20 protein-coding genes are annotated in these 16,253 nt (G+C 61.4%); 15 read left to right on the forward strand and 5 right to left on the reverse strand.

Annotated features, from left to right (window positions below):
* The first annotated feature begins 4 nt into the window (after window positions 1-4).
* The 10 genes from guaA to AACZ65_RS08250 all read left to right on the forward strand — a co-directional run bounded on the left by guaA (window position 5) and on the right by AACZ65_RS08250 (window position 8,859).
* On the forward strand, window positions 5-1,573 hold the full coding sequence (gene guaA, locus AACZ65_RS08205) for a glutamine-hydrolyzing GMP synthase (RefSeq protein WP_339669756.1): 1,569 nt from the start codon (window positions 5-7) through the stop codon (window positions 1,571-1,573).
* Window positions 1,570-1,836, forward strand: coding sequence for an antibiotic biosynthesis monooxygenase (locus tag AACZ65_RS08210; protein WP_339669757.1), 267 nt, complete (start codon window positions 1,570-1,572; stop codon window positions 1,834-1,836). The genes guaA and AACZ65_RS08210 overlap by 4 nt, the downstream gene beginning before the upstream one ends.
* A complete protein-coding gene (locus tag AACZ65_RS08215) occupies window positions 1,833-2,720 on the forward strand; it encodes a DMT family transporter (RefSeq protein ID WP_339669759.1) in 888 nt (295 codons plus the stop codon). The genes AACZ65_RS08210 and AACZ65_RS08215 overlap by 4 nt, the downstream gene beginning before the upstream one ends.
* A 139-nt stretch (window positions 2,721-2,859) precedes the next feature.
* Window positions 2,860-3,978 carry an outer membrane protein transport protein gene (locus AACZ65_RS08220; protein ID WP_037269676.1) on the forward strand — a complete coding sequence of 373 codons (1,119 nt, stop codon included), beginning with the start codon at window positions 2,860-2,862 and terminating at the stop codon, window positions 3,976-3,978.
* 113 nt (window positions 3,979-4,091) lie between these two features.
* Complete coding sequence (locus AACZ65_RS08225; RefSeq protein ID WP_339669762.1) at window positions 4,092-4,964, forward strand: ATPase; 873 nt, start codon at window positions 4,092-4,094, stop codon at window positions 4,962-4,964.
* Window positions 4,965-4,991: 27 nt separating this feature from the next.
* Complete coding sequence (gene metA, locus AACZ65_RS08230; protein ID WP_339669764.1) at window positions 4,992-5,915, forward strand: homoserine O-succinyltransferase; 924 nt, start codon at window positions 4,992-4,994, stop codon at window positions 5,913-5,915.
* Entirely contained in the window at window positions 5,899-6,867 is a 969-nt protein-coding gene (locus tag AACZ65_RS08235) for an alpha/beta hydrolase (RefSeq protein WP_339669766.1), read from the forward strand. The genes metA and AACZ65_RS08235 overlap by 17 nt, the downstream gene beginning before the upstream one ends.
* Before the next feature lie 37 nt (window positions 6,868-6,904).
* Complete coding sequence (ppk2, locus tag AACZ65_RS08240; protein ID WP_339669768.1) at window positions 6,905-7,774, forward strand: polyphosphate kinase 2; 870 nt, start codon at window positions 6,905-6,907, stop codon at window positions 7,772-7,774.
* Window positions 7,767-8,390, forward strand: a complete 624-nt coding sequence (locus AACZ65_RS08245) for a TetR/AcrR family transcriptional regulator (RefSeq protein ID WP_339669770.1) — start codon at window positions 7,767-7,769, stop codon at window positions 8,388-8,390. Before ppk2 ends, AACZ65_RS08245 begins: the two co-directional genes overlap by 8 nt.
* 91 nt (window positions 8,391-8,481) lie before the next feature.
* Window positions 8,482-8,859, forward strand: coding sequence for a DUF2852 domain-containing protein (locus AACZ65_RS08250; RefSeq protein ID WP_339669772.1), 378 nt, complete (start codon window positions 8,482-8,484; stop codon window positions 8,857-8,859).
* 65 nt (window positions 8,860-8,924) lie between these two features.
* Here AACZ65_RS08250 and rpsI read toward each other — a convergent pair whose 3' ends face one another.
* The 3 genes from rpsI to AACZ65_RS08265 all read right to left on the reverse strand — a co-directional run bounded on the left by rpsI (window position 8,925) and on the right by AACZ65_RS08265 (window position 10,546).
* Window positions 8,925-9,416: a 30S ribosomal protein S9 gene (gene rpsI, locus AACZ65_RS08255; protein WP_037269666.1), complete on the reverse strand. Its 492-nt coding sequence runs from the start codon at window positions 9,414-9,416 to the stop codon at window positions 8,925-8,927.
* Window positions 9,416-9,880 carry a 50S ribosomal protein L13 gene (gene rplM / locus AACZ65_RS08260; RefSeq protein ID WP_037269663.1) on the reverse strand — a complete coding sequence of 155 codons (465 nt, stop codon included), beginning with the start codon at window positions 9,878-9,880 and terminating at the stop codon, window positions 9,416-9,418. Before rplM ends, rpsI begins: the two co-directional genes overlap by 1 nt.
* Window positions 9,881-10,126: 246 nt before the next feature.
* Window positions 10,127-10,546 carry a PaaI family thioesterase gene (locus tag AACZ65_RS08265; protein WP_339669775.1) on the reverse strand — a complete coding sequence of 140 codons (420 nt, stop codon included), beginning with the start codon at window positions 10,544-10,546 and terminating at the stop codon, window positions 10,127-10,129.
* 58 nt (window positions 10,547-10,604) lie between these two features.
* Here AACZ65_RS08265 and AACZ65_RS08270 point away from each other — a divergent pair, with 58 nt between their 5' ends.
* Genes AACZ65_RS08270 through gluQRS form a run of 3 tightly spaced genes read left to right on the forward strand, consistent with a single transcriptional unit; the run spans window position 10,605 to window position 13,636 of the window.
* Entirely contained in the window at window positions 10,605-11,390 is a 786-nt protein-coding gene (locus tag AACZ65_RS08270; protein WP_339669777.1) for an enoyl-CoA hydratase, read from the forward strand.
* Window positions 11,391-11,432: 42 nt separating this feature from the next.
* Window positions 11,433-12,791 carry a methylenetetrahydrofolate--tRNA-(uracil(54)-C(5))-methyltransferase (FADH(2)-oxidizing) TrmFO gene (gene trmFO / locus AACZ65_RS08275; RefSeq protein ID WP_339669779.1) on the forward strand — a complete coding sequence of 453 codons (1,359 nt, stop codon included), beginning with the start codon at window positions 11,433-11,435 and terminating at the stop codon, window positions 12,789-12,791.
* 11 nt (window positions 12,792-12,802) lie between these two features.
* The gene (gene gluQRS, locus AACZ65_RS08280; protein WP_339669781.1) at window positions 12,803-13,636 is read left to right on the forward strand and encodes a tRNA glutamyl-Q(34) synthetase GluQRS; all 834 of its coding nucleotides are present in this window, start codon (window positions 12,803-12,805) and stop codon (window positions 13,634-13,636) included.
* A gap of 22 nt (window positions 13,637-13,658) precedes the next feature.
* Here the strand turns inward: gluQRS and hisI are convergent, their stop codons facing one another.
* Window positions 13,659-14,018 carry a phosphoribosyl-AMP cyclohydrolase gene (hisI, locus tag AACZ65_RS08285; RefSeq protein WP_339669782.1) on the reverse strand — a complete coding sequence of 120 codons (360 nt, stop codon included), beginning with the start codon at window positions 14,016-14,018 and terminating at the stop codon, window positions 13,659-13,661.
* Between the two features lie 67 nt (window positions 14,019-14,085).
* Between hisI and AACZ65_RS08290 the strand changes: the two genes are divergently transcribed.
* Window positions 14,086-14,541, forward strand: a complete 456-nt coding sequence (locus AACZ65_RS08290) for an iron-sulfur cluster assembly scaffold protein (protein WP_297537837.1) — start codon at window positions 14,086-14,088, stop codon at window positions 14,539-14,541.
* Between the two features lie 99 nt (window positions 14,542-14,640).
* The gene (locus AACZ65_RS08295) at window positions 14,641-15,858 is read left to right on the forward strand and encodes a methyl-accepting chemotaxis protein (protein ID WP_339669783.1); all 1,218 of its coding nucleotides are present in this window, start codon (window positions 14,641-14,643) and stop codon (window positions 15,856-15,858) included.
* A 189-nt stretch (window positions 15,859-16,047) separates the two neighbouring features.
* On the opposite strand, the gene AACZ65_RS08300 is transcribed toward AACZ65_RS08295, so the two are convergent.
* Window positions 16,048-16,170 (reverse strand): hypothetical protein, encoded by a 123-nt coding sequence (locus tag AACZ65_RS08300; protein ID WP_339669784.1) that lies wholly within the window; start codon window positions 16,168-16,170, stop codon window positions 16,048-16,050.
* Between the last annotated feature and the right edge of the window lie 83 nt (window positions 16,171-16,253).

Here is a 16,253-nt window from a genome sequence, read left to right on the forward strand (position 1 = left end):
AGATATGAGCCAGATATCCCATGACCGCCTCCTGATCATCGACTTTGGCAGCCAGGTGACGCAGTTGATCGCACGTCGCCTGCGCGAGCTGAATGTCTATTGCGAAATCCACCCCTATCAAAAGGTCACGGACGCCTTCCTGAAGGAGATGGCGCCGCGCGCGATCATCTTTTCCGGTGGCCCCGATAGCGTCATGCGCGAGGGCAGCCCGCGACCGCCGCGCGCCGCCTATGATCTGGGCGTGCCGATCCTCGGCATCTGTTATGGCCAACAGGTGATGATGCAGGACCTTGGCGGCCGCGTCGAGGCGGGCGAACATGCCACCGCCGAATTCGGCCGCGCCTACGTGACCTCGACAGGGGTTTCCAGCGGCTTTGTCGATGGCTGGTTCGCCGGGGATTCGCGCGAACAGGTCTGGATGAGCCATGGCGATCATGTCTCTGAAATCGCGCCAGGGTTCGAGGTTCTGGGCACCTCTCCCGGTGCCCCCTTTGCCATCACTGCCGACCGCACCCGCAATTTCTACGCAGTCCAGTTCCACCCCGAGGTGCATCACACCCCGAACGGCGCGCGCCTATATGAAAATTTCGTGCGGCAGGCTGGGTTCAAGGGCGACTGGACCATGGGCGCCTACCGCGAAGAAGCGATCGCTAAGATCCGCGCACAAGTGGGCGACAAACGCGTGATTTGCGGCCTCTCGGGCGGGGTCGACAGCTCGGTTGCCGCCGTTCTGATTCACGAGGCCATCGGCGATCAACTCACCTGCGTCTTTGTCGATCACGGCCTGCTTCGGCAGGGCGAGGCCGAAGAGGTCGTGGCCATGTTCCGCGACAATTACAACATCCCCCTCATCCATGCCGACGAGGCAGAGCTTTTCCTGGGTGAGCTTGAGGGCGTAAGTGACCCGGAAACCAAGAGAAAAACCATCGGCCGCCTCTTCATCGACGTGTTCCAGAAATACGCGGGACAAATCGAGGGGGCCGAATTCTTGGCCCAGGGTACGCTCTACCCCGACGTGATTGAAAGCGTCAGCTTTTCCGGCGGTCCCTCTGTGACCATCAAGTCGCATCACAATGTCGGGGGCCTGCCCGAGAAAATGGGCCTCAAACTGGTCGAACCTCTGCGCGAACTTTTCAAGGACGAGGTTCGTGCCCTGGGGCGTGAATTGGGCCTGCCCCAGAGCTTTATCGGGCGTCATCCTTTCCCCGGCCCCGGTTTGGCCATCCGATGCCCCGGCGAGATCACCCGAGAAAAGCTCGACATCCTGCGCAAGGCCGATGCCGTTTATATCGACCAGATTCGCAAGCACGGGCTTTACGATGAAATCTGGCAGGCCTTTGTCGCAATCCTTCCAGTGCGCACCGTGGGTGTCATGGGCGACGGGCGCACCTATGATTTCGCCTGCGCGCTGCGCGCGGTGACGAGCGTTGATGGGATGACGGCGGATTACTACCCCTTCACCCACGACTTTCTGGGCGAAACCGCAACGCGCATCATCAACGAGGTCAAGGGCATCAACCGTGTGACTTATGACATCACCTCGAAGCCTCCGGGAACAATCGAGTGGGAGTGATCCGGCTCACCGGCACGCTCACTTGCGCGCTCGAAGAGGTCGAAACCGTGCGCGCCGCCCTGCCCGAGCATATCCGCCTCAGTCGCGCCGAACCGGGTTGCCTCGCGTTTGACGTGACCGAAACCGCCCCCGGAGAATTCAGCGTGTCCGAGCGGTTTGTAGACCGCAGCGCCTTTGATGCGCATCAGACCCGCACACGCGCCAGCGACTGGTGGCGCGTCACCGCTGATATGCCCCGTCACTTCGAGATTTCCGAGGAATGAGTCTGGCGGCACCAGCCCCCGCACCACAGGCCCTGCGCGCAGGGCTCTGGATGCTGGGCGCAGTCGCTTCTTTCTCCTCCATGGCGGTCGCGGGGCGCGCGGTCAGTTTTGAACTCGATACGTTCGAAATCATGATGTATCGCAGCATCGTGGGCTTTGTTCTCGTGCTCGGCGTCGCCCGCCTGACCGGCCAGATTGGCACCATCACCACGCGCAGCCCGCGCATGCATATCATTCGCAATCTGTGCCATTTCACCGGCCAGAACCTGTGGTTCTACGCCATCACCGTCATTCCGCTGGCCCAGGTCTTTGCCCTCGAATTCACTGCACCCCTCTGGGTTCTGATCCTCTCGCCTCTTGTCCTCGGCGAACGTCTGACCGGCATCCGCGCGCTCGCCGCCGTCATCGGCTTTGCCGGTATCCTCATCGTCGCCCGCCCCAGCCCCGAGACCCTCAACATGGGCACGATCGCGGCTGCGGCTGCGGCCATCGGCTTTGCCGGCTCGATCCTGATGACCAAACGCCTGACCCGCACCGAAACTCTCACCTGCATCCTCTTCTGGATGACCCTCCTGCAAATCGGCCTCGGTCTGGCCTGCGCCGGGTATGATGGCGACATCGCTTTGCCCTCGCTCACCTCTGCCCCATGGCTGGTGCTGATCGGCTGCGCAGGGCTATTGGCGCATTTCTGCCTGACCACAGCGCTCTCACTTGCCCCTGCCACCTTGGTCACGCCGGTCGACTTTTTGCGACTGCCAGTGATCGCAATCATCGGTGTTTTGGTGTATGCGGAACCTGTTGACGCATTTGTGATCTTGGGTGCGCTTGTAATCTTTGGCGCGAATTACCTCAATCTTTGGCGCGAAACGCGCAAAAGCGCCTGAATACGCACTTTTTTCCCTTATAGGGTGTGTCCCCCACGCCACCCGCCGCCACGTCTCAATTCGTGACGCCGCGTCAAAGATTGACCAGATTCGGCGTAACGGTAATGTGACGTCAATAACTCTGGAGGAGAGGGACATCATGAAGACAACCTGGCTTGCGGCGACAGTGATCGCCGCCACCGCATCAACAGCCTTTGGCGGCGAAATCGAACGTCGGGGCGATCCCTCGATGATCCTGTTCGAAAAGGGTAAGAACTATCTCGAGTTTTCGGCCGCGACCGTCGATCCCTCTGTTTCGGGGACCGCGCTTCCGGGCATCCCAACAGCGCCCACAGGCAATATCCAGAACCGCTATCAGTCCTTTGCAGGCGGCTACAAGCACGAACTGAATGACCGGATTGCGCTCGCTTTCGTCGTCGACGAGCCGGTCGGCGCTTCGGTCAACTACCGTACGCCCCCGGCGGCTTTGGGCGGCGCTTTCTTCGGCGGCTCGAATGCAGAGGTCAGTTCCATTGCCTTCACGGCACTTGCAAAATACAAGGCCACCGAGCGTTTCAGCATCTATGGCGGTCTGCGTTATATCGGCCTCTCGGGGAATCTGACCGTGATCTCTCCCGCCACACTTGGCAGCGCGGTTCCTGCCCCAAACAATCCCTATACACTGGGTGTGAGCAAGGATTTTCAGGTCGGCTATCTATTGGGTGCCGCCTATGAAATCCCCGACATCGCGCTGCGCGTTGCCCTGACCTACGAATCCAAGACCGAGCACGACTTCAAGGACAACACCGGCGCAGGCTTCAAGGTGGAAATTCCGCAGGCGTTCACCCTGCATGCCCAGTCGGGCATTGCCAAGGACACGCTGCTCTTCGGCTCCGTCAAATGGCGGGAATGGTCGAAATTCGCTGTGCAGCCGGGTGACTTTTTCTCGGTGGCCACCGGCGTTCCGGTCAACGTGCCCATCGCCAGCGGCCCGAGCGACATCTGGACCTATGAGCTGGGTCTCGGTCGGCGGTTCAACGAGAACTGGAGCGGCGCGCTCATCCTTGGCTATGAAAAAGACGAGGGCGACGTTGTGGGTAACCTCTCTGGCAAGGACGGCTATTTCAGCTACGGGCTTGCGGCCACATATGAAACCGAAGCATGGGAAATCACCGCGGGTATCAAGTATTTCGACATCGGCGATGCCAATTCGAGCGTGACCGCCTTCTCTGGCAGCGATGCCATTGCCATCGGCACCAAGGTCGCCTTCCGCTTCTAAGCGATCTGACCAAGCAAATTCAGGCCCCGCCCCTCATCCGGGCGGGGCTTTTGCATGATTGCATTTGACCCCGCGCCACGCGCTTTGTACCAAGCCCGCGAGAGGGGGCGGTGATGATCTATACTTCAGCACAAGACTGGCGCGAGGCCACACACAAACGGGTGCTGTTCTACGGCATGTCCGGGCTAGGCAAGACGCATCTGTCGAACATGTTGCGCGACGCCGGGGACTGGTTTCATTATTCCATCGACTACCGCATCGGCACACGCTACATGGGCGAACTCATCGCGGACAACGCCAAGGCACATGCGATGCAGGTGCCTTTTTTGCGCGACCTCCTGCTCAGCGACTCGATCTATATCGGCTCCAACATCACCTTTAACAATCTCACTCCGGTTTCGACCTACCTGGGCAAGCCGGGGAACCCGGCCAAGGGCGGTCTGCCCATCGACGAATATCGCATCCGGCAGGAACAGTTCCGGCAGGCGGAAATTCACGCTCTTATGGATACCGCCTACTTCATCCGCCGCGCGGGTGCCCTTTATGGCTATCCGCATTTCATCTGCGACACCGGCGGCTCGATCTGCGAATGGGTGGACGGGGACGATCCCGCCGATCCGATCCTGACCGAACTCTCGGCGCATTGCCTTCTCATCTATATCGAAGGGTCCGAGGGGCATACCGCCGAACTCATTCGCCGTTTTGATCGCGCCCCCAAACCGATGGCCTATCAGTCCGAGTTTCTTGACGCGGCATGGGCGGAATATCTGAGCAAAAACAAATGCCAAGAGAGCGAAGTTGATCCTGACAGTTTCATCCGCTGGACCTATGCGCGCGCGCTCGCACATCGTCAGCCGCGGTATGAGGCGATGGTCAAATGGGGCGTGAGCGTGAGCGCCAATGAAGTGGCGGCGGTCAAGACCGCGCAAGACTTCGAAGGGTTGATCGCCACCGCCCTTGAGCGCCGCGCCGCCACGCCTATCTAAGGCCAGACAATCAAGGAACACCGCCCTATGCCCATCAAGATCCCCGCCGACCTGCCCGCCTATGACGTGCTCACGCGCGAAGGCGTGTCGGTCATGGACCCGGATCAGGCAGCACGGCAGGATATCCGCCCGCTGCGCATCGGCCTCCTCAACCTCATGCCGAAAAAGATTCAGACCGAAAACCAGTTCGCCAGATTGATCGGGGCCACCCCGTTGCAGATCGACTTTGACCTGATCCGCATGAGCGAACACCAGACCAAAAACACCGCCGCCGAGCATATGGAGAGCTTTTACCGTCCTTTTGACGAGGTCGCCGCCTCTGGCGACAAATACGATGGCCTCATCATCACCGGCGCGCCAATCGAGCATCTCGATTTCGACGCCGTTACCTATTGGGCAGAGCTGGAGCGCGTGTTCGCCTGGACCCAGTCCCATGTGCATTCCACCTTTGGCGTGTGCTGGGGCGGCATGGCCATGATCAACCATTTCCACGGGGTCAAGAAGCACATGCTGCCCGCCAAGGCCTTTGGGTGCTTTAGGCACCGCAACATGGCACCCGCCTCGCCTTATCTGCGTGGATTTTCCGACGATTGCGTGATACCTGTCAGCCGCTGGACCGAAATGAAGCGCCCCGAGATCGAGGCCGTCGAGGGGCTCAAAATCCTTCTCGACAGTGACGAGGTTGGCCCCTGCCTGGTCGAGGATATCGCGCGCCGTGCGCTCTACATCTTCAACCACTTCGAATATGACAGCGACACGCTCAAACAGGAATATGACCGCGACGTGGCCAATGGAACGCCCATCAATGTGCCCTGCAATTACTACCCCGGCGACGATCCCGCGCGCCCGCCCCAGAACCGCTGGCGTAGCCACGCGCATCTTCTCTATGGCAACTGGGTGAACCAGATCTATCAAACGACCCCGTTCGATATGAATGCCATTGGCGGTTAAATCCCTGATCCTGCTCGCGGCCTGCTTGGCTGCCCTCTGGGGCTGGACCCAGCATCGCGCGCGCAGCCATGAGGCACGCGCCGAGGCGGCCTTTCCCCCCGAGGGACAGATCATCACCGTCCAAGGCCACCCCGTGCATGCGGTGGTGATGGGCGAAGGCCCCGATCTCGTGCTCATTCACGGGGCCTCTGGAAACACCCGCGACCTGACCTTTGATCTTGCCCCGCGTCTGGCGCAGGACTACCGCGTGATCGTCCTGGACCGTCCCGGTCTCGGATATACTCCGCGGATCAACCGCACCGGTGCCACGATCACCCAGCAAGCGGCGCTCCTGCAAGAAGCGGCGGCGCAATTGGGAGCCGACAAACCGATCGTGCTGGGCCACAGCTATGGGGGTGCCGTGGCGCTTGCCTGGGCCGTGACGCAGCCCAATCACATCGCGGCGCTGGTGAACATCGCCGGTGCCGCGGAGCCCTGGGATACGGGCCTTTCCACCTACTACCGCGTGCTCTCGCATCCCGTGCTGGGGCCGCTTGTGATCCCGCTCCTCACCGCCTTTGTCCCCGACAGCCGCGTCGAACAGGCTGTGCAAGAGATTTTTGCGCCGCAAGAACCGCCCGCCGGTTACATGGATCATATCGGCGCGGGCCTGACACTCCGCCGCCATTCCTTGCGCGCCAATGCCCTGCAACGCGCCAACCTTCTGGGTGAGATCGAGGCGCTGCACACGCGTTACGCCGAGATTAGCGTGCCCGTTGAAATCGTGCATGGCACCGCCGATACCACCGTAGGTGTCTCGATCCACTCCGAACCGCTTGCGGCGCAGGTCAAAGACGCGCATTTGACCGTTCTCGACGGCATCGGCCATATGCCGCATCACAGCGCCCCCGAGGCGGTCGTTTCCGCTATAAATCGCGCTGCAACCCGCGCCGGATTGCGCCCCGCCGATTGAGCCGCCATACTGGCCCGAAACCATTGCGAGAGGCCCCATGGACCTACCCTTTGACGGCGCAATCAGCGCCTTTTTCGAAACCGAGGCCCCCGATGCGATCCGCAAGGAAATCCGCCGCGCCGACAAGGATGACATCTTGGGCGGCGATTTCCCCTATTCCGAGGGGCTTTCGAAAAAGACCTATGAGAAAGAGATCGCAAAGCTGCAAATCGAACTGGTCAAGCTTCAGCATTGGGCCAAGGAAAGCGGCGCGCGCATTGCCATCATCTTTGAGGGACGTGACGCGGCGGGAAAAGGTGGCACGATCAAGCGGTTCCGTGAATATCTCAACCCGCGCGGCGCGCGCGTCGTGGCGCTCAGCAAACCCTCAGACGTCGAAGCAACGCAATGGTATTTCCAGCGCTATATCGACCATTTGCCCTCGGGTGGCGAAATCGTCTTCTATGACCGAAGCTGGTACAACCGCGCCGTGGTGGAAAAGGTCTTTGGCTTTTGCACTGACGCACAGCGCGAGCACTTTTTTGCCCAAGTGCCGGATTTCGAGCGGATGCTCATTGATGAGGGCATTCATCTCTTCAAGATCTGGCTCAATGTCGGGCGCGCCGAACAACTCCGCCGCTTTCTAGACCGCGAACAGGATCTGCTCAAGCAATGGAAACTCAGCTGGATTGATGTCGAAGGTCTCAAGAAATGGGACAGCTACACCGCCGCCATCGCCGAAACCCTGACCCGCAGCCATACTGACCACGCGCCTTGGACCGTGGTGCGCTCGGATGACAAACGGCGCGCCCGGATCGAGGCCATCCGCCATGTCCTCAGCCAACTGGACTATGCCCGCAAGGACGTCCGCGCGGTGGGCGTCTGTGATGCGGGCATCGTTGGCGGCCCTGAAGTCTGGCATGGGTAAACAGGGCTATCACCACGGCAATTTGCGGCAGGCTCTGGTCGAGGCCACGCTGGCCCTTATTGCCGAAAAAGGACCGCAGGGCTTTACCATGGCCGAGGCCGCCAAGCTGGCCGGCGTGTCGACCGCCGCCCCCTACCGGCATTTTTCAGGCCGCGAGGCGCTGATAGCAGAGGCCGCCCGTCAGGGCTTTGAAATTTTCGTTTCCCGAATGGAGGCTGCGTTCAATGATGCGCGGCCCAATCCGCTGACGGCTTTCATGGCGACGGGGCGCGCCTATCTGGCCTTTGCCCGCTCGAATGCGGGGCATTATGTGGCGATGTTCGAATCCGGTCTCTCGGTCAACACCAACCCGGAACTGGCCGACGCGGCGGGACGCGCGCAAGCGATCCTCACCCGCGCCGCTGCGGCCCTTTCCGCGCATTTGCCACCCGACCGCCGCCCGCCTGCGGCAATGTTCGCGGCCCATGTTTGGGCCATGAGCCACGGGGTGGTCGAACTTTACGCACGCGGTGCTCCGGGCGCGCGCGCGCCCTTCCCTCCCGAAGACCTGCTTGAATCCGGCATCAGCGTCTATCTGCGCGGTCTGGGCCTCATTCCACCTGACAGCGGCTCCTGATTCAAAAAATCCGGATTCACCTCTTGCATGGCAAATCCGGCACCCCACTTATGTAAATGTAAGTAACATTTACAACCATAAAGGAGACCACATGTCCGCCATCGCCACCTGGCCTTCACAGGCCGAATCTTGGCTTGATCGCCAAGGCAAACCCGCCTGGATCATCGCCATGATCCTTGGTTTCATCGCCTTTTGGCCCATCGGCCTCGCCCTACTCGGCTATATGATTTGGAGCAACCGCATGATCTGTCGCAGCGCAACACCCCGCTTTCAACGCCGCCACGCCACGCGCAACACCGGCAACGCCGCCTTTGACGCCTACAAGGCCGACACGCTGCGCCGGCTCGAAGAAGAGCAAGAGCAGTTCGAAGCCTTCCTGCAACGCCTGCGCGATGCACGCGACAAGGCCGAATTCGATCAGTTCATCGACGAACGCCGCAACCCCACACCGGCGCAGACCTCCGCCTGACACCTCTGTCACATGCGAAAGGGCCGCCCAGTGGGCGGCCCTTTGAGTGTATAATCCAGAAAGGATCAGCGCTTCGAGAACTGGAAGCTGCGGCGAGCCTTGGCCTTACCGTATTTCTTCCGTTCCACGACGCGGCTGTCACGGGTCAGGAACCCGGCCGCCTTGAGCGCGCCGCGCAGGCTGGGGTCATAAAGCTGAAGCGCCTTGGACACACCATGCTTGACCGCACCGGCTTGACCCGACAAACCACCACCGGCAACCGTTGCCATCACGTCGAACTGGCCTTCGGTGCCAGAAACCGTGAACGGCTGCTTCAGGATCATCTGAAGCACGGGACGCGCGAAATACTCGTTCATCGGCTTGCCATTGACCACAACCTTGCCCGAACCGGGCTTGATCCAGACGCGGGCAACCGCATCTTTCCGCTTGCCCGTGGCATAGGACCGGCCAAGCGCATCGCGCACCGGCTCACGCGGAGCTTCCATCGCCACGGCTGCGGCGCTCACACCGCCAGCGACGGCTTCGAGACCTTCGAGGGATTTGATTTCGTCAGCCATCAGTAAGCCACCCGCGTATTCTTGGAGTTCATGGATTTGACGTCCAGCACCTCGGGGCTCTGCGCCTCGTGGGGGTGCTCGCCGCCGGCATAGACGCGCAGGTTGGTCATCTGCGTGCGGCTCAGGCGATTGCCCGGCAGCATGCGCTTGACCGCCTGCATCACGACGCGCTCGGGGTATTTACCCTCGAGGATCTCGCCGGTGGTGCGCGATTTGATGCCGCCCGGATGGCCAGTGTGCCAATAGTTGGGCTTGTTGCGCTTGTTGCCGGTCAGCTGAACCTTGTCGGCATTGATGACGATCACGTTGTCACCCATGTCCATGTGAGGGGTAAAGCTGGCCTTGTGTTTGCCGCGCAGACGCATGGCGATGATCGAGGCAAGACGGCCCAGAACAACGCCCTCGGCGTCGATCAGGATCCATTTCTTGTCGATATCTGCCGGGGTAGCAGAGAATGTTTTCATGTCAGGCAGAACCTTGTGCTTGGTCTTTGGTCTTGATCAGTGTTGGCCACCCAGCGGGCGCCTCTGATGCGATGGACGGGTTATAATCAGTTCGATGCACAGGTCAACCGCCATATGTTCAAATTATACATTAGAAAACAATGCCTTAAAAAATAGGTATTATGTTACCCCATGCAATTCGCGCCTCGCCCGTCGTAAAATACCTTCGGGGTGATCCGAAGGGCAGACCGGCCCCCGCCCGCGCCCTCACTTGGGGGGGATCGAATAAGTCAAACTCGCGCGTGCCACCGGCGCGCTCAGTCCGTCGGAATAGATCAGCACATCGCCCACCGCCAGCACCCGCCCCAGCTTGAGCAACCGGCACTCGGCAATCAGATCCACCCCAGCCGCCGGTTTGCGCATGAAATCAATGCTGCAATTGGTGGTCACGGCCAGCCCCTGCGGCCCAATCATCGCAAGAATCGCCAGATAGACCGACACATCGGCCAGAGCAAAGATCGACGGCCCCGAGACCGTGCCACCGGGCCGCAAATGCCGCTCTCCGACCAAGAGCCGCGTGCGCACCCGCATGTCGCCCACCTCTTCAATCGCAAACTCGCCCGAGACCTGCGGAAATTCCCGGTCCAGAAACTCCATCAACTCTTCGGCGGTCATCTTGACCCTCATGCTTTGCTCCCTGCCTCGTTCCGCGCTAGAATGGCCATAACGCACAAGGGGTTACAAGATGGCAATTCTCGACCGCATCGACGAGGGCGCAATCGCCCGGCTCACGCTCAATTCGCCCGGCAATCTCAACGCGCTCTCGGATGCGATGCTGGCGGCCCTTCAGGCCGAATTCGACCTGCTGGCACAGGATCGCAGCATACGCGTCGTCACGATCATGGGCGCCGGCAAGGCGTTTTGCGCCGGTCATGACCTCAAGGAAATGACAGCCGGACGACAGGCCGAGGATGGCGGGCGCGCCTATTTCGCAGATCTCTTCGCACGCTGCGCCCGGATGATGACCACGATCCGCGCCCTGCATCAGCCCGTCATTGCCGCCCCGCATGGCATCGCCACGGCAGCGGGCTGTCAACTGGTGGCCAGTTGCGACATGGCCGTGGCGGCGCATGGCACGCGCTTTGGCGTCAATGGCGTCAACATCGGCCTTTTCTGTTCCACCCCCATGGTGGCGCTCAGCCGTAACATCCCGCGCAAACAGGCGTTCGAGATGCTGACCACAGGGCACTTCATCGACACCACCCGCGCCGCAGAGCTTGGCCTCATCAACCGGGCCGTTCCGGCCGAGGATCTGGAGACCGAGACCATGGCCCTCGCCCAGACCGTCGCGGCCAAACTCGGCTCTGCCGTGCGCATCGGCAAACGCGCCTTTTACGAGCAACTCGAAATGGGGCTGGAGGCTGCCTATGCCCATACCGGCGCAGTGATGGTCGAGAACATGCTTGACCGCGACACCGCCGAAGGTATCGCCGCCTTCATCGACAAACGCGCCCCCGATTGGGATCAGTGACGCCCCTTTCCAAACCAGACTCAATGGCCTAGATCGCAGCCCATGGACAAGACATTGCATATCATCGGCGGCGGCATGGCTGGGTCAGAGGCCGCGTGGCAAGCCGCCAACATGGGCGTCGACGTGGTCATCCACGAAATGCGCCCAAACGTCAAAACCTTTGCCCATCGCACGGGTGATCTGGCGGAAATGGTTTGTTCCAACTCCTTTCGCTCGGATGATGACGAGCAAAACGCCGTGGGCCTGTTGCATTGGGAAATGCGCGCGGCAAACGGGCTGATCATGGCCATGGCCCATGAAAACCGTCTACCCGCCGGGGGGGCCCTGGCGGTGGACCGGGATCGCTTTTCCCAATCGGTCACGGCGCGGCTCTTGGATCACCCCAAGATCACCGTGCAACACGATGAAATCACGGAACTTCCCGACAGCGGCCATTGGATCATTGCGACCGGCCCGCTGACCTCGGAAGGCTTGGGTCGCGCAATCGCCGCCGAGACCGGCACCGAGGCACTCGCCTTCTTCGACGCCATCGCGCCGATCGTGTATTACGACAGCATCGACATGACGCGCGCCTGGATGCAATCGCGCTATGACAAGGGCGAGACCGAGGCAGAGCGTACCGCCTATCTCAACTGCCCCATGGACCGCGATCAATACGAGGCCTTCATCGACGCGCTGCTGGCCGCCGACAAGACCGAGTTTCACGAGGGCGAAACGGCGGGATATTTCGACGGCTGCCTGCCCATAGAGGTCATGGCCGAACGCGGCCGCGAGACCCTGCGCCACGGACCGATGAAGCCCGTTGGCCTGACCAATCCCCATGCGCCGGACGTCAAACCGCATGCCGTGGTGCAGCTGCGCCGCGACAATGCGCTTGGCACGCTCTACAACATCGTGGGTTTTCAAACCAAGATGAAATATGGCGCACAAACCGCTGTTTTCAAAATGATTCCGGGCCTCGAAAACGCACAGTTCGCCCGCTTGGGCGGCATCCATCGCAACACATTCCTCAATTCTCCGACGCTGCTTGACGCGCAGATGCGCCTGCGTTCGCGCCCGCATATCCGCTTTGCCGGGCAGATTACCGGGGTTGAAGGTTATGTCGAATCCGCCGCCATGGGTCTCTTGGCGGGGCGCCTGGCCGCTGCGGAGATCTTGGGACAAAACCTGCCCCCCGTGCCGCAGGACAGCGCCATGGGCGCGCTCATCCACCACATCACCGGCGGGGCCGAGGCAAAGACCTTTCAGCCGATGAACGTGAATTTCGGCCTCTTCCGCCCGATTGATGGCTTCAAAGGCGGGCGGCGCGGGCGCATAGACCGCTACAAGGGCTATACCGACCGCGCCAAGGCGGCATGGCGCGACTGGCTGGCCGCACAGAACATGAGTATTGCCTCATAAGTCTTTGAAAAATGTTCATAACACGTTTTGCCCCCTCGCCGACCGGCCCGCTGCATCTGGGGCACGCCTATTCCGCGATGCTGGCGCATGACCGGGCGCTGGCAGAGGGTGGCTCCTTCCTTCTACGCATCGACGATCTGGATCAAACCCGCTGCCGCCCCGGATGGGAGGCGCAGATTTTCGACGATCTCGCATGGCTCGGTCTCGACTGGCCCCGGCCCGTGCTGCGCCAATCCACCCGCCTGCCCCATTATCGCGCTGCGCTCAAAACGCTTTGGGATCAGGGTCTTCTCTACCAATGCTCATGCAGCCGTGCCGATGTTCGCGCTGCGGCCTCCGCCCCGCAAGAGGGTGCGCCGCTCTTGGGGCCCGATGGCGTGATCTATCCCGGCACCTGTCGCCCTGTGACCCCGCCGCAGGGCCCGATGCCCGAGGACTCCGCCCTGCGCCTCGACATGGCCCGCGCCTGCGAAATGCTTGATACCCCCTTATTTTACAAAGAAAGGGACGAGATCATCACATTGCGCGATCTGCCACAGACTGTCGGGGATGTGGTGCTGGCCCGTAGGGAAATGGGGGCCTCTTATCACCTCTCGGTGGTCGTTGACGATGCCGATCAGGGGATCACCCATGTGATCCGGGGCGAAGACCTGCAAGAGGCCACGCAAATTCACGCGCTCTTGCAGCGCCTGCTGGGCCTGCCCACACCTGCCTATCACCACCACGCGCTGATCCGCGATGACGCGGGCAAGCGGCTGGCCAAACGCGACGACGCGCGCGCCATCTCCACCTACCGCACCCAGGGGGCGAGCCCCAGAGACATCCGCGCGATGGTCGGCCTCTAGACGTTCGGCATTTCGAATCCACTCAGCCCATCGGTGCCATGATCTCTGTCTCGTGACCTTCCCGCACCGCCGTGTAGAAACACGAGCGCCGGTTGGTGTGACAGGCGGGACCGCTCTGGCGGACCTGCACCAACAGGCAATCGCGGTCACAATCAACGCGCATCTCGACCAGTTCCTGCACATGACCCGAGGTTTCGCCCTTGATCCAGAACGCCTGCCGCGAGCGGCTCCAATAGGTCACGCGACCTGTCGCCAGCGTGCGCGCCACGGCGTCCGCGTTCATCCAGGCCATCATCAGCACCTCTCCGGTTTCGGCCTCTTGGGCGATGGCAGGAATCAGGCCGTTTGCATCATACTTTAGTGTCGCCGGATCGAAGGGCATGGCGGATTTCCTTTTGCATCTGCGCGTCACGCGCCTATTTATGGGGCAACACACGAAAGGGAAAGCCATGAGCGGCGAAACCGACCTGATCAAGCTTTATTCCGCGCGGATCCTGGAACTGGCCTCTGACATACCGCATCACGGGCGTCTGGCCGATCCGCAGGCCAGCGTCAAACGCCGCGCGCCGCTCTGCGGCTCGACCGTGACCGTCGACATCCGCTGCGCGGACGGGCGCATCGCGGATTACGCGGCCGAGGTCAAGGCCTGCGCCCTTGGTCAGGCCGCCGCAAGTGTTGTGGGTCGCGCGATCATCGGCTGCGATCTCGCACAGGTGACGGCGGCGCGCGACGCCCTGCGCGAAATGCTGAAATCCGACGGCCCCACACCGCCCGCACCCTTTGACGGGCTCGAGGTTCTGCGCCCCGCGCGCGACTACAAGAACCGTCACGCCTCGATCCTCCTCACGCTCGAGGCCGCGGTCGAGGCTATGGAGACAGTGCGCGCCGAAACATCCTGCGCCTGATCGCCCCCTCGCGCCAAAACGATCCTTTGTGAGGGCCACAGCCCTTATCTTTCCTGAAATGCGCGCTACCTCCCTTGCAGAAACGCCGGGGATAGCGCCATGACAGGGCAGAAACTCGACCAGAACAGCCCGCTGATCGGCCGATTTGATCAGTCCTTCCTGATCCATATGATCCGCGACTTCTTCATCATCCTGTTGATGGTGACCGTTCTGGAATTCGCGCTCAAGGCCGGGATGGTCTATTACAAGTTCCGGGTGCATGGCCCCTCCGACGCCCAAGAGGCGGCGCAGGACCTCGCTGACAATGTCCGCTCGATCATGCGCAACGAAGGCGGGCCGGTGGCCGCGCGCACGGTCTATCCGATCCTTCAGGACAATTGGGACGGGCTGGGTTATCGCATCGCGATCATTCCCTCGGATGTGACGATCCGATCCATCGAGCAGGGATTCGAGTTTACCCCCGAGGGGTTGCCGCGCGGCGAGTGGCCCGACACCGCCCATGCAAGTGCGACGCTCGCCATCACGGCAGAGCCCTTTTGCCTTGCCTGCCATACCGAGGCGGCGGTGGGCGATGTGCTGGGCGAGGTGACGGTGCGGCGCGATCTGGCCACCGATTTTGCGCAATGGATCGAGGATATGCGCCTGACTGGCCTCTTGGCCTTGGCCAAGATCGTGCTGCACTCGGTCCTTTTGTTCCTGATCCTGCGCGCCCGGCTCGAGCCGCTGTTGGGCCTGCGTACGGTGGTCAGCAATCTGGCGCGCGCCTACGGCGGCCTCAACCACCGCGCTGACATCCGCAGCGCCGATGAATTCGGCGTATTGGCGCGCGATCTCAACCTCTTTCTTGACCGTATTACCCGGTTGATGGGCGAGCTTGACGAGGTGCTGCAACGGGTGGTCACGGTCAATGATGACATCGTCACCATCCAGAGCGATCTTCGCGACCGGATCGACACGCTGACCGGGCGCATCCGCCGGCTGGAACGCGCCGCGATGCTGAGCGCCAAGTCAGAGCCGCGCCTCTCACAAGCGTGGTTTGATACAGCACGCCGGGCGGTATCCGACCTGCGCAACCAAACCCCTGAGGATGCAGGTGCCCTGATCGAGGATCTGCGCGCCGTGGTCGCCAATGCCGAGGCGCAGATTGCCGAAAGCGAGGCGCTCTTTTCCGATCTGGGCGCCCTGGGCGATGAGAGCGAGCGCCTGCGCCATGTGATGTCCGAAATGATCCGTCTGGAAGAGCGGATGAAAGGCATCGTCGACACCGGGAGCGTGCTGGTACAGCGCCTGCGCCCTGCCCCCATGCCCTCGGAATGAAAAAACCGCCGCACGCTTGGGACAGCGGCGGCGGCAAAGTTGAGCGGGTCACAGGCCCCGGACATTCGGGAGGAATGAGGCAATTCCCGAAAACCGGTTAGGACAGGTGGTGTGGCGCATCCCCAGAGTTGGGACAGGAGGATGCCGCCATCGCCGGGACAAACCCGCAGGCAGAAACTCAGGCAGAAATCACAAAAGGCCGGGCAGATAGAGCGCACCCACAAGCGTGACCATGAGCGCAAGCGCGCCAATCGCATCACCCACAATCGTGTCCTGCGCACGGGTCGCAGTCGTCTTGATCTGGTGCAACATCTGGGGGCTCCTTCTGAAAACCTCTGTGTTGCTGCTTTGTTCTCATATTGACCCACTCAAGTAAAGAACTTTTTGAGAACATA

It is taken from the genome of uncultured Roseovarius sp. (genome assembly GCF_963972555.1).
Classification (GTDB): domain Bacteria; phylum Pseudomonadota; class Alphaproteobacteria; order Rhodobacterales; family Rhodobacteraceae; genus Roseovarius; species Roseovarius mucosus.